9 protein-coding genes are annotated in these 12989 nt (G+C 63.1%); 4 read left to right on the forward strand and 5 right to left on the reverse strand.

Annotation, left to right across the window (positions count from 1 at the left end; all coding sequences use genetic code 11):
• The coding region (locus tag DFO50_RS19565; protein ID WP_233495248.1) for a DUF4347 domain-containing protein at window positions 1–3160 on the reverse strand (3160 nt) is incomplete at its 3' end.
• 548 nt (window positions 3161–3708) lie between these two features.
• On the opposite strand from DFO50_RS19565, the gene DFO50_RS11925 reads away from it, so the two are divergent.
• Window positions 3709–3912 (forward strand): hypothetical protein, encoded by a 204-nt coding sequence (locus DFO50_RS11925; protein WP_112692558.1) that lies wholly within the window; start codon window positions 3709–3711, stop codon window positions 3910–3912.
• 113 nt (window positions 3913–4025) lie between these two features.
• On the opposite strand, the gene DFO50_RS11930 is transcribed toward DFO50_RS11925, so the two are convergent.
• From DFO50_RS11930 to DFO50_RS11940, 3 genes are all read right to left on the reverse strand, one after another.
• Window positions 4026–5207, reverse strand: a complete 1182-nt coding sequence (locus tag DFO50_RS11930) for a branched-chain amino acid ABC transporter substrate-binding protein (protein WP_112692559.1) — start codon at window positions 5205–5207, stop codon at window positions 4026–4028.
• Window positions 5208–5302: 95 nt separating this feature from the next.
• Window positions 5303–6331 (reverse strand): ornithine cyclodeaminase, encoded by a 1029-nt coding sequence (locus DFO50_RS11935; RefSeq protein ID WP_028499101.1) that lies wholly within the window; start codon window positions 6329–6331, stop codon window positions 5303–5305.
• Window positions 6332–6373: 42 nt separating this feature from the next.
• Complete coding sequence (locus DFO50_RS11940) at window positions 6374–7405, reverse strand: histone deacetylase family protein (protein ID WP_028499100.1); 1032 nt, start codon at window positions 7403–7405, stop codon at window positions 6374–6376.
• Between the two features lie 122 nt (window positions 7406–7527).
• On the opposite strand from DFO50_RS11940, the gene DFO50_RS11945 reads away from it, so the two are divergent.
• The gene (locus DFO50_RS11945) at window positions 7528–8013 is read left to right on the forward strand and encodes an Lrp/AsnC family transcriptional regulator (protein WP_112692560.1); all 486 of its coding nucleotides are present in this window, start codon (window positions 7528–7530) and stop codon (window positions 8011–8013) included.
• A 7-nt stretch (window positions 8014–8020) separates the two neighbouring features.
• Here DFO50_RS11945 and DFO50_RS11950 read toward each other — a convergent pair whose 3' ends face one another.
• Window positions 8021–10291, reverse strand: coding sequence for a bifunctional diguanylate cyclase/phosphodiesterase (locus DFO50_RS11950; RefSeq protein WP_158537445.1), 2271 nt, complete (start codon window positions 10289–10291; stop codon window positions 8021–8023).
• A gap of 361 nt (window positions 10292–10652) precedes the next feature.
• Between DFO50_RS11950 and nosP the strand changes: the two genes are divergently transcribed.
• Window positions 10653–11810 (forward strand): nitric oxide-sensing protein NosP, encoded by a 1158-nt coding sequence (gene nosP, locus DFO50_RS11955; RefSeq protein WP_107889811.1) that lies wholly within the window; start codon window positions 10653–10655, stop codon window positions 11808–11810.
• Complete coding sequence (locus DFO50_RS11960; protein ID WP_199489816.1) at window positions 11803–12978, forward strand: ATP-binding protein; 1176 nt, start codon at window positions 11803–11805, stop codon at window positions 12976–12978. The genes nosP and DFO50_RS11960 overlap by 8 nt, the downstream gene beginning before the upstream one ends.
• Window positions 12979–12989: the final 11 nt, after the last annotated feature.

Here is a 12989-nt window from a genome sequence, read left to right on the forward strand (position 1 = left end):
GGAAGTTGCCGGTGATCGACACCGTGGCGCTGGCCAGGGTGCTGTTGTCCAGATCCGACACCGTAATGCCGCTGTCCACCACCACCGGGGTGGATACCGTATTGTCGCCGGCGGCAAAGGCGGCACTGCCGCCGCTGCCCGTGGCAACCGGGGTCTGGTCGACCGCCGTGACGGTCAGCGCCCGGCTGACCGTCGTGCTGCTGGCACTGCCGTCGTTGACCTGGAAGCTGATGGTGCGGGTGGCCGTGTTCGGCGTCACCGCGCTGTCGGTGTAGGTCACCGCCCGCAGTGCCGCCTGCCATTGCGCCAGCGTCGCCGTCGCGCCGCTGGAAGTCATCGTCAGCACCCCGGTGCCGTTGTTGTAGCTGGCAACGATATTGCCGTAGAGGCTGCTGTTGCCATTGCTGAATGCGAGGATGTCCTCGCCGGCGTGGAAATTGCCAGTGATCGACACCGTGGCGCTGGCCAGCGTACTGCTGGCGGTATCGGTCACGGTCATGCCGCTGTCAACGGCCACCGGGGTGGATGCCATGTTGTCGCCGGCAGTAAAAGCGCTGCTGCCGCCGCTGACGCTCACCACCGGCACGACGCCTACCATGATCGAGGACGCCACGGCCAGGATGGTGGTATCGGCACCACCATTGCCGGTGCCACCGCTGTCCCGGACCGACGTCAGCGTCACCACGCGGCTGCCGCCAATGGCGCTGCTGCTGCTGTCGCGATAGGTTATGCCGTTGACCACGCTGCTGGCCGTGGCACCGGACATGCCGCTGCTGACGAGGGTAACGGTGGCCACGCCCCCCGATACCGATACGGAAATGCTCAGCCCGTTGCCGGCACTGGTCAATGTATTGCCATTGGTCAGCGCCACGCTGCTGCCGTCGATCGTCAGGATTTCGCTGCTGCCATCATGCAGCCCGGAGACGGTCAGCGTCAGCTGGAGCAGGCTCTGGCCAGCCTCAACCGTGCTGAAGCTGGCGCCACTGAAGACCTGCACGGCGGCATCGCCGATGGTAAAGGCCGGATTCCTGCCAGTGGCGGTGGCCGTCGGCGCATCATTGACCGCCGCGATCGACACCACGACATTGCCCGAGCTGCTGGCGCCATGCCCGTCGTTGACGCTGACATTGACCGTACGGCTGGCCGTGCCGGGATCACTGCTGCCATTGTTGAAGGTCAGCGCAGCGACCAGGATGCTGACCCGGGCCGGCGTCGCATTGCTGTTGAAAGTGATGACCAGGTCATGGCCGCTCACCCCGTCGCCGGCGATGACGCCGATGGCGACACCGCCCACAGTCACCACACTGCCCACGCTGGTACCGCTGCTCAGCGCCACCGTGCCACTGGTATCGATGCCCAGCGCATCCTGGCTGTACTGCCCGTTGGCGGTAATGCGCACCGTCACATTGCCACCGTTGAAATCGGGCGAGTCGCTGTCGGTCACGGTCACGGCGCTGCCGGTTTCCAGCTTTACCGCCCCGCCCTTTTCGGTAAAGGTCGGGTTGTCACCGTTCAGATTGCCGATCACCGGGGCAACATTGGCGGCAACCGTGACGTTCCGGGTCACGGTCGTACTGTCGTTGCCCCCGTCATTGACGGTAAAGCTGATGGTACGGGTAGCCGTATTCGGTGACAACGAGGTGTCCTGGTAGGTGACCGCGCGCAGCGCCGCCTGCCATTGCGCCAGGGTGGCGGTCGCCCCGCTGGAGGTCATGGTCAGGATGCCGGTGCTGCTGTTGTAGCTGGCGCTGATGTTGCCGAAGGTGACGCTGTTGCTGTTGCTGAACGCCAGCAGGTCTTCCCCGCTGCGGAAGTTGCCGGTAATCGCCACCGTGGCGCTGGCCTGGGTGGCGCTGTCGGTATCGGTCACGATCATGCCACTGTCGACCGTCACCGCATTGCCGGTGCCGCCACTGTAGGCACTGCTGCCACCACTTGGGGTCAGTACTGGCGCAACGGTCGGTGCACGGAAGTTGGTGGCCGTGACATTGTCGACACCGAAAGCACCGGTAACCTGGTATGAGCCATCCGTCTGGATGCGGAACGAATCGATGCCCTTGAACGCATCATTGCCGGAAACGTTGAAGCTTATCAGTTGCCCGCCGAGATTGGTGTCGGTCAGCATCAGGCTCCATATCGCACCACTGACCGCCACACCATCCCGGTAACCCACCAGCCGGACTACCCCGGAACTGCCGATTGACGGGCCGGCAATGGCCACATCGACCCGCGCCAGATCGAACAGGTAGCCGTTGTTCGCACTGAGCAACATGTAAGCCAATGGCATGCCATCATTGCTGCCCCCACTGATCATGAGGGTCTGCCCGGTCATCGTATCGGCACCGATATAGCAATTGGTTGCAGCCGCCGATTTCAGCAGCACATCCCAGCCCTCCACATTGCTCGCGCTCAGGCCGACGCCGTGCGAACCACCAATGGCGAAATACTGACCGTAGCTCACATTGTCGAAAGTCGTCGTGCCATTCACCGGCTGTGCCAGCAGATAGCTGTAGGCCGGCCGCAGCCCGGCCACATCGATATGGCCGCTGCTGCGCTCCAGCACCCAGTCGCCGCCCAGGCTGCTGGCACCGGTCATGTCGGTGGACGCCGCCACATCGGCCTGGGTATAGCGGGCCAGGCTGTCAACAAAGGTGGCACCGGCCTGGCCGGCCGCGATATTGCAGCCGTACAGCAGGATGTCGCCATCGGCGCTCAATGCCTGGCCGATGGACGACAGCTCCGCCTGATGGCTGGCCATATTGGCACCGTTGAGCGTCTGCGTGCCCAGCAGCAGATTGCCCTCGGTACCGTGCGACAGGATATGGATGGCGCTGTAGCCGCTGTGCGACTGCGCCCACCGGGCGATCTGTGCCAGCCCGTCGCCCCGGCCGTCCAGCATCACCACCTCGGTGCCCGGCGGCATCTGCGACACCAGCGACTGGTAATCGCGCACGCCGGAGTCGATAAACACCACCTGCCGGCCGGAGACGGCTGCGGACTGTTCGGCCACCGGGCGCTCGGCGGCAGCGGGTGTCGCGGGCGCTGCCGCATCGGACCGGGTCGCCGACGTATCGCGTGTCGCATCGACATGGGTATCGGCCACGGCGGCCGTGGCGACGACCGCGCCATCGAACATCAGCCGCGGCTCCAGTGCCAGCATCAGAAGGCCACGTTTGCTGCGGGGCCGGCTTGCCACTGCAGGGGCCGGGTGGTGGGACGGTTTCATATTCATGACGGCCTCTGCTTGCACATCGGGAACACGACATCCGGACCGATTGTCATCGGCCTGAGTGTCGAACATTTTTTGGTAAAGTGGACATCATGAAAATTTCACATGTCCTGCCGGCCTGAGTGGCAGGGGCGCCGCCAGGCCCTTCCCCGACCATGGCATGAATTGCCGCGCCAGGGCGGCATCGGGGGCGGACCCCGCATCCGGTTCTCCGAAAACCGCAGGCGCCTGCCATTCGCTGCTTCACGGCTTTCCGCCGGACCATCCGCCCCCTCAGCGTGGTGCCTCCCCCCGGCGGCACTACTACCTTGGCATAGTGTATATGCAATATTTGCTACGAGGATATAGTCCAAATTTCGTAGATCAGCGTGTTCCGCACTGTTTATATGTCATGATTTTTTCATTTTCGCGGCAAGCAGACTTACGTTATATATATTCTGCCGTTTTCTCAGATTTGCTCAGCCAGCCTCTCGACCCCGATGCCCTTTGCCAGCGAATGCGTCCTGCGCAATGGGGGAAGCGTCACGGTCACGGAGACAGGCGAAGTCCATGCACAGGGCAATACGACCATTAGCGTCGCAACGGGCGCCGGCGGTGTCGAGATCACCGCCCGCCATGACGCCGAAGGCCGCAGTGACTTCATCAACCAGACCGCGTCAGTCAAGGGGCGCATGCCGTTCTGATCGACGGCATGCAGGGTGAGCGCCGACGGTCACCGTGTCTGCGGCTTTTATTTGTCCGAAAAAAAGGCCAGCATCGTGCCGGCCAATACTGACAGGGGAAACTGCCGGTAATCTCAGGTGGCTCTGGCTCCGCCGACAGAAGATACGACTTCCCATTTGCCATTCCTGACCTGATAGAAAGTCACAGCGCCATCGCGGATATCGCCCTGCTTGTCAAAGGCGACCCGGCCGGTCACGCCGTGATAGTCGGTTTTGGCGATCTTGGGCAGGAACACCTTCGGATCGGTCGAGCCGGCGCGTTTCATCGCATCGACCAGCACATGAACCGCGTCGTACTCGTATGGCGAATAAACCTGGACCTCGGTATTGAAACGGGCCTTGTAACGGGTATTGAAATCGGTAAAACCCGGCATCCGGTCGCGTGGTACGCCACAGGCGGACGAATACACCCCGTCGGCCGCATCGCCCGCCAGGCGGATGAACTCCGGTGTTTGCACGCTGTCACCACCCAGCAGGCGGGCATGGATGCCGAGCCGCTTCATCTGCCGCGCCATCGGGCCGGCCTGTGCATCCATCCCGCCGTAGAACACCACGTCAGGCTGCGCAGCCTTGATCGAGGTCAGAATGGCGCCGAAGTCGGTGGCATTGTTGGTGGTGAACTCGCGCTTGACCACGGTGGCCCCCTGGCTCCTGACCGCCTTCTCGAACTCGTCGGCCAGGCCCTGGCCATACGCGGTCCGGTCATCGACGACGGCCACGGTTCTGGCCTTCAGCACGTCGACGGCAAAGCGGCCCAGCGCGATACCCTGCTGGACGTCGTTGGCAATCAGCCGGTAAGTGGTCCTGAATCCCTGACGGGTAAAGTCGGGATTGGTCGCCGACGGCGACAGCTGGGGCAGACCGGCATCGGCATACAGGCGTGACGCCGGCATGGTAGTGCCGGAGTTCAGGTGGCCGATCACGCCGACCACGCCGGCATCGACCAGCCGCTGGGCAACCTGGGCGCCCATTTTCGGGTCGCCCTGGTCATCTTCCGATACCAGCTCGAAACGGACTTTCCGGCCGCCGATTTCCACCCCGGCGGCATTGATGTCGTCGATCGCCAGCCGGGCCCCCTGCTCGACATCCTTGCCCAGATGCGCAATCGGGCCGGTCAGCGGCGAAGCCTGGCCAATGCGAACGACCTCGGTCCCGTCGTTCCCCGCCGCGCCGGCCGCCGGCTGCGCCTGCTTTCCGCACCCGCCAGCAAGCAGCACCGCCGCCACCACGGTCCCCAGTTTCGCCATTTCTCTCATCGTGTTCTCCTTGTTGTCGGTGGGATCCCGCCGTGTGTCCGCCGGCCGGACAGATGTCCGGCCGGCGCCCACGGTCTCGTTGATCCCGGTACTGCTTATCCGGCCGCAGCCGTTTGCATGAAACCGTACAGATCTTTCGGATCGTCCGGGGCCGGCACCAGGTCGATGACCGAGCCGATGTTTCTTTCCCGCGCCAGGTCATGCAGGTAGCGCAGCATGGAAAAATCTTCCAGCGCAAACCCGACCGAGTCGAACACCGTGACCTGCTCCGCGTTTTCGCGTCCGGGCACGGCACCGGTCAGCACCTGCCACAGCTCGACCACCGGGAAATCGACCGGCATCTGCTGGATATCGCCCTCGATCCGCGTCTGCGGCTCGAACTCGACCACGACCCGGGCCCGGGCCAGAATGTCCGGATGCAGTTCGGTCTTGCCCGGGCAGTCGCCCCCCACGGCATTGATGTGCATGCCCGGCTCGATCATGTCGGGAGTCAGGATGGTCGCCAGCGCCTTGTCGGCCGTTGCCGTAGTCACGATGTCGGCGCCGCGAACCGCATCGGCAGTCGATGCCGCCGGTGTCAGGTGCAGGCCGGGCACGCCGGACAGATTGCGGATCAGCTTGGCCGTCGCCGCCGGATCGGTATCGAATACGCGGACCTCGTTGATGCCGAGCAGCGCGCGGAACGCCAGAATCTGGAATTCACTCTGCGCCCCGTTGCCGATCACCGCCATCGTCCGGGCATCGGGCCGGGCCAGCGCCCGGGCCACCAGCGCCGAGGTGGCGGCGGTGCGCAGTGCAGTGGCGATGGTGAATTCGCTGAGCAGCAGCGGAAAGCCGGTATCGACATCGGCCAGCACACCGAAGGCCATCACCGTCAGCAGGTTCTGCGCGGTGTTTTTCGGGTGGCCGTTCACGTACTTGAAGCCATACAGCTGCCGGTCCGCCGCCGGCATCAGCTCGATCACGCCGTCCGGGGAGTGATTGGCCACGCGGGCGGATTTCTGGAACTCGTCCCAGCGTCGGTAATCGGATTCGATATAGTCGACCAGGCCCAGCATGAATGGCTCGACGCCGGTGCTGGCAAGCAGTCGTTTCAGATCGTTGACATCGATGTAGCGGGTCATTTCAGCCTCCTTGGTTCATTCCGGGTGGGGGCGTTCCCGCGGTCAGGACCGGCCTTCGAAACCGCACAGCACATTGACCGCATTGACGCCGATGTCGTCGACCATATACCCGCCCTCCATCACGAACAATGTTGGACAGCCGATCCCGGCAATGGTGGCGCCGATACGCAGAAAGTCTTCGCTTTCCAGCCGGAAATGACTGATCGGATCGCCCTTGAACGTGTCCACCCCCAGCGACACCACCAGCACATCCGGTGCATGGGCTGCCACCCGGCGGCAGGCATCGGCCAGCGCCGCGCCATAACCGTTCCAGTCGGTACCGTGCGCCAGCGGGTAGTTGTGGTTGAAGCCAAGACCGGCACCGGCGCCGGTCTCGTCGCGATGCCCAAGGAAATACGGATACGACTGCTTCGGATCGCCGTGCAGCGAGACAAACAGCACATCGTCGCGTGCATAGAAAATGCTCTGGGTGCCATTGCCATGGTGGAAGTCGATATCAAGCACTGCCACGCGGCGGGCACCGCCATCGAGACCGGCCTGGGCGGCAATGGCCGCATTGTTCAGATAGCAGTAGCCGCCCATGTACTCGGCAGCGGCGTGGTGGCCCGGCGGCCGGCACAGCGCAAAGGCACTGCGCTCGCCGGCCTCCAGCACGGCCATGCCGGTCAGTGCCAGATCGGCGCTGGTACGTACCGCTTCCCAGGTGCCGGCGGTGATCGCCACACCGGCGTCCATGGCATAGAAGCCAAGCTTGCCGTCGATATGTTCCGGCTCGATATCGCTGCGCAGATCGCGGACCGGCCAGATCAGCGGCAGCGCATCGTGTTCGCGCCCCAGTTCGCGCCACTCGCCCCACGCCTGTTCGAGAAAGCGGACATAGCGTTCGCTGTGGACGCGGGCATAGCGGGACGGATCGAAGGCACGCGGCGCAATCACGTCACCCAGGCCGACCGCCTGCACCCGGGCACGAATGGTATCGGCGCGACTGGGCATCTCGAAGCAGGGCTTCAGCACGCCGTCCTTCAGTTCGGTCGCATGGTGAAGCCGGTGGGCGGTGCTGTACACGGTAAGCATGGCGGTCGGGAAAGCAGGTGAATGACGGGAACCAGTATGGGGTGGACCCGCAGGATTTACTTTGCTTTCGCGACCCGTCGGTCGCTACGATAGGAGCAAGACAGACTCACAGGATGGCATAAATGAGCACAAACAGACCCCACCACCAGCTGGATGACACGGATCGGACTATTTTGCGTCTGTTGCAACAGGACGGCACCCTGTCGAATCCGAAGCTGGCCGGCCATCTGTCACTGAGCGTGACGCCATGCTGGCGGCGGCTGAAACGGCTTGAGGACGAGGGCTATATCAGGGACTACCAGGCCAATCTGGACCGGCGCAAACTCGGCTACGACGTACTGGCTTTTGTCAGTCTGGGCTTCGGCGCCCATGGCGACGAAGCGCCTAACCGTTTCGAGGCGGCGATCCACGAGCATCCGGAAGTCCTGTCCTGCCACAAGATCACCGGCAATGCCGACTACCTGTTGCAGGTCGTGGCGGAAAGCCTCGACGCCTACAGCGCCTTCGTCGAAAACGTGCTGCGCAAGATGGATGGCATCCACTCGATCCACTCAAGCCTGGCCCTGCGCGAAATCAAGTCGTCGAGCCGGCTGCCGGTGCCGGAATGATGGCAGCTCATTGCAGAATCAGCTGGCTCAGCAGCGGATGCGGCTGGCGGTCGGCAGCGAACTGCTCCAGCGCTTCGGCCGACATCGGTTTGGCGAACAGGTAGCCCTGGTAGCGCAGGCAACCGCAACCCGCCAGTATCGCCAGCTGGGCCTCGGTCTCGACCCCTTCGGCAACCACCTCAAAGCCGAAGGATGCCGCCAGCGCGGTAATGGCGTGGATGATGGCCAGATTGCCGTTGTCGGCCGGCAGGCTGCGGACGAAGGACTGGTCGATTTTCAGTTCATCCAGCGGCAGCTGCGGCAGATAGGACAGCGACGAATAGCCGGTACCGAAGTCGTCCAGCGCAAAGCGCACGCCGTGCTGCTTGATCTCTTTCATGTGCGAACGGGCCTTGGCCAGATCCCCCACCAGCAGCGACTCGGTCAGCTCCAGCATCAGCATGGAGGCCGGCGCATCATGCCGCGCCAGCCCGTCCAGAATCTGCTGCACGAAGTCGGCCTGGTGCAATTGCACCGCACTGATATTGACCGACACCGACATCCGGTTCAGCTGCGGATGAGAGGCCCAGTGCGCCAGTTGCCGGCATGCGGTATCGAACACCTGACGGTCCATCTGCTGCAGCAGACCCGCCCGCTCCGCCGCCGGCAGGAAGAAGCCGGGCGCCAGCAGGCCGCGCTGCGGGTGCTGCCAGCGCACCAGCGCTTCGGCACCGCGCAGATTGCCCTGGGCATCGATCTGCGGCTGGTAGTACACGATGAACTCGCCATTCTGCAGCCCCAGCCGGATTTCATTTTCCAGCCGCAGCCGGGCGCTGACCTCGTCCTGGATGGCCGGGTCGAAGAAATGCAGTCCGTTCTTGCCGCTCTCCTTGGCCGCCGACAACGCAAGGTCCGCCTTGTGCAGCAGGTCCTGCTCGGGCTCGGCCGCGCCAAACAGGATGATGCCGATGCTGCCGGTGCAGGACTGCAGGCTGTCGCCCAGCCGGTACGGTTCGCGCAGCCCGTCCAGCAGTCGCTGCCCGGCCTGGGCCGCCTGCTCCGCCGCCTCGTCCTGGGCAGCAGGCAATCCTTCCAGCAGCACGGCGAACTCGTCTCCACCCAGCCGGGCCACCATGCCGTACTCCCACATCAGCTCTTCCAGCCGCCTGGCCACCTGCTGCAGGATCTGGTCGCCATGCGGATTGCCGTACAGGTCATTGATATTGCGAAAATCGTCGAGATCGATGCACAGCAGGGCGCCGGACTTGCCGGTTTTCGCGCAATGCGCCTGCACATGCTGCAGCCGGTCGAGCAGGCGCCGCCGGTTCGGCAGATCGGTCAGCGCATCGAAGAACGCCAGTTGCTGGATTTCCGCCTCGGCGGCCTTGCGCGCCGAAATGTCGCGCGTGACCATCACCACCGCCCGCTTGCCATCCAGATCCAGATCCAGCGCCTGCGCCCGGCCTTCGAAGGTCCGGTGCTCGGCACCGATCTTCAGCGTGTATTCGATTTCCTGTGGCTCATTGGTGGCAATAGCCTCACGGACAAAAGCCAGCAACCGGTCAGCCTTCAGCGCCGGCAGCACATCGTGCATGCGCTTGCCCTGCAGCCTGACCGCTTCGTCGTACAGCAGGTGACGCTGCTGGTTGGGCGACACGATCTCCAGATAACGGCCGTCTTCGTCCAGCACCAGCAACAGGTCGGGGATGGCACGGGTAATGGCATGCATCCGGGCTTCACTCTGCGCCAGTTCATGCTGGACGCTGCTGCGCCGCTGCAGATCTTCCAGCAGCAGCCCCAGCATCAGCGTGGTCGCCGGCATGGTGATCGCCATGGTGATAATGGCCAGATCCAGCGGCGTTTCCCGCAGTTCGGGAATCCGCACCAGCAGCAGCAGCGCGCAGGCATGGACCAGAAAGCTGAAGCCGGTCAGCTGCGGAATGCCCTTCCGTATCCAGCCACGAGTCGACGCATGGCGATAGCCCAGGCCAAACACCACGGCGAACAACATGCTTGCCGCACCGAAATAGGCGCCCCCGCCCCCGATCCCGAGCCGATAGGCAATCGCCAGGCCAGCCGCCAGCATCCCCACCAGCGGGCCGCCGAACAGCGCCGCCATGCTCAGGATGGCCAGCCGCGCATCAATGAAAAATCCCGGCGCCAGCACCAGTGGCCCCATCATGTTGACGATGGCCGTGATCCCGAACAGAAAGCCCGAGGTAATCTGCGCGGGCAGGCTCCTGCCATGCCAGTAGCGAACGTTGACCAACTGCAACCCGCACAGCAACAAGATGAGCACTACACTCTGGATGAAGTTCAGGATCATGGCGATGCGCACTTGTATTGTTGTTGTCGGAAGGCCTTCCCGGTATCAGGCAGGTCATGAAACGAAGCACACCCGGGCATGTCCTGCCTGCCCCCCGATGATACGCCTGTCACCGCTCCCCGAAGCCGGTTAATGACGAATGGTTTTGAACTGACGTTCCCGATTCTTTATGATCCGCCGGTCTTTTGATCTCCGCAAACTTGCACTACACAGCGCTGCCATCGCTGCCATCAGCATTCTCTGGCGCATTCCTTGCAGGATAATGGCATTGAATGGATACTGATTCAGGTGTGGTACTGCCGCCATCCCGACATCCAACGAGTGGAGTTTCCGCATGCAGTCGACCAGTCTTGTCCGTTGTGCGCAATCCAGCGCACCCGATCCGGTAGAGGCGGCAAGGGAATTTCATGCCGCCGTGCGCCAGGACGATATGGAACTGGTGCTGTTTTTCTGCTCCAGCGACTACGACCTCGATCTGCTCGCCGCAGAAATGAACCGCCTGTTCCCCGGCGTTCGCGTGATCGGTTGCACGACGGCCGGCGAAATCGGGCCGGCCGGCTATCTGACCCACGGCCTCAGTGGCGTCAGCTTTCCCAAATCCGGCTTTGCGATCGAAGTCGGCTTTATCGACAACGTGCAGTCGTTTGAATTCGAGCAGGGACGTTCGCTGACCTTTTCCGTCATGCAGCGGCTGGAAGCCCGCCCGTCGCTGGGCCCCCATCCCAGCCAGTTTTCCTTCCTGCTGATCGACGGTCTGTCAATGCGCGAAGAGTGGGTTGCCCGTGCTCTGCAGAATGCGCTCGGCAAGATCCCGCTGGTCGGCGGCTCGGCCGGGGATGACCTGAAATTCAGGGAAACGGCGCTGTTCCACAATGGCCGTTTCCACCTCAACGCCGCACTGATGATGCTGGTTTCCACACCGTATGCCGTCACCACCTTCAAGACCCAGCACTTTGTGCCCAGCACCAAGCGCCTGGTCGTGACGTCGGTCGACACGGCCAGGCGGGTGGTCAAGGAAATCAACGGCCGGCCTGCCGCCTCGGAATATGCCCGGCTGACCGGCGTGGAAGCGTCCGAACTGTGCCCGGCCCATTTCGCCGCACACCCGGTTCTGGTCATCATTGATGGTACGGGTTACGTGCGCTCGATCCAGACTGCCAATGCCGATGACACGCTGACCTTCTACTGCGCAATCGACGAGGGGCTGGTGCTGCGGCTGGCGGACCGGCTCGACCTGATCGACAGCCTGACGCAGGCCTTCGACGAACTGGGACAAGATATCGGCTCGCCGCAGCTGGTACTCGGTTGCGACTGCATCCTGCGCAATCTGGAAATCACCCAGCGCGACCTGAAGTCCACCGTCGGCGACATCCTGAACCGGAACCACACCGTCGGTTTCAGCACCTATGGCGAGCAATACCGCGGGGTGCACGTGAACCAGACGTTTACCGGCATCGCCATTGGCAGTCGCAGGGAGGCAGACCATGTATGAAAGTCACGTATTGCCGCGGCCCTGTTCCAGTCAGGAGCTGGAAACCGAAATCGCCCGGCTGAACAAGATCATCCAGGCGCTGATGCGGCGCGTCGAACGCAATATGGGCAGCGACGACTCCGACTTCAGCGTCTTCCAGACCGCGGTCATGCTCGACGATGCCGTGCAGATCCGCACCCGGGAGCTGGAAACGGCCTTGCAGAGCAATGAAAGGATCACCCGCAAGCTCAAGCATACCCAGGGCAAGATGGAGCAGGAAATCCTGGAGAGAAAACAGGTCCAGCAGATGCTGGAGGACGAGCATGGCAAGCAGGCCGCGCTGATCGCCAGGCTGGAGGATGCACAGGTCCAGGTGGTGCAGGCCGAACGGCTGGCATCGATCGGCCAGCTGGCAGCCGGCGTCGCCCACGAGATCAACAATCCGATCGGCTTCGTCAATTCCAACCTGAGCACGCTGAACGGCTATTTCCACAACCTGCTTGAACTGCTGGATGCCTACGTCGCAGCCGAAAGCCATATCCCTGCCGACAGCGAGCTGCGTGCACGCATCGATAACGCCAAGGTCAAGGCCGACTTCGACTACCTGAAGGAAGATGTCGGCGCCCTGATCGCCGAATCGATCGATGGCACGGGGCGCGTGCGCCGCATTGTCCAGGACTTGCGTGATTTTTCCCGGGTCGGCGATGCCGAATGGGAATCGGCCGATATCCATGCCGGCCTCGACAGCACGCTGAACGTGGTCTGGAACGAGATCAAATACAAGGCCGACGTCATCAAGGAATATGGCGATCTGCCGCGCGTGGAATGCCTGCCGTCACAGTTGAACCAGGTTGTCATGAACCTGCTGGTCAATGCCGCCCAGGCCATGCCGGAGCATGGCGAGATTCACCTCCGGACCGGCCGTGAAGGTGAGCGGATCTGGATCCAGGTGGCTGACAACGGTCAGGGCATTCCTGCCGCACTGCTGCCGCGCATTTTCGATCCGTTCTTCACCACCAAACCGGTCGGCGCCGGCACCGGGCTGGGTCTGTCTGTGTCCTATGGCATCGTCCAGAAGCTGGGCGGACAAATCTATGTCGCCAGCACGGAAGGCAAAGGCACTACATTCACTATTTGGTTGCCGATTCATCGTGCACACCCATCCAGCCCGCCGCCGGACGCACCCTGACCACTCAATTC

The sequence above is a fragment of the Microvirgula sp. AG722 genome (assembly GCF_003269145.1).
In the GTDB taxonomy this organism is placed as follows: domain Bacteria; phylum Pseudomonadota; class Gammaproteobacteria; order Burkholderiales; family Aquaspirillaceae; genus Microvirgula; species Microvirgula aerodenitrificans.

Excerpts from the sequence above, each read along its gene's own strand:
- nosP (WP_107889811.1), top strand. The coding sequence starts at position 10,653 with ATGCAGTCGACCAGTCTTGTCCGTTGTGCGCAATCCAGCGCACCCGAT.
- DFO50_RS11925 (WP_112692558.1), top strand. The coding sequence starts at position 3,709 with ATGCCCTTTGCCAGCGAATGCGTCCTGCGCAATGGGGGAAGCGTCACG.
- DFO50_RS11940 (WP_028499100.1), bottom strand. The coding sequence starts at position 7,405 with ATGCTTACCGTGTACAGCACCGCCCACCGGCTTCACCATGCGACCGAA.
- DFO50_RS11960 (WP_199489816.1), top strand. The coding sequence starts at position 11,803 with ATGTATGAAAGTCACGTATTGCCGCGGCCCTGTTCCAGTCAGGAGCTG.
- DFO50_RS11945 (WP_112692560.1), top strand. The coding sequence starts at position 7,528 with ATGAGCACAAACAGACCCCACCACCAGCTGGATGACACGGATCGGACT.
- DFO50_RS11930 (WP_112692559.1), bottom strand. The coding sequence starts at position 5,207 with ATGAGAGAAATGGCGAAACTGGGGACCGTGGTGGCGGCGGTGCTGCTT.
- DFO50_RS11935 (WP_028499101.1), bottom strand. The coding sequence starts at position 6,331 with ATGACCCGCTACATCGATGTCAACGATCTGAAACGACTGCTTGCCAGC.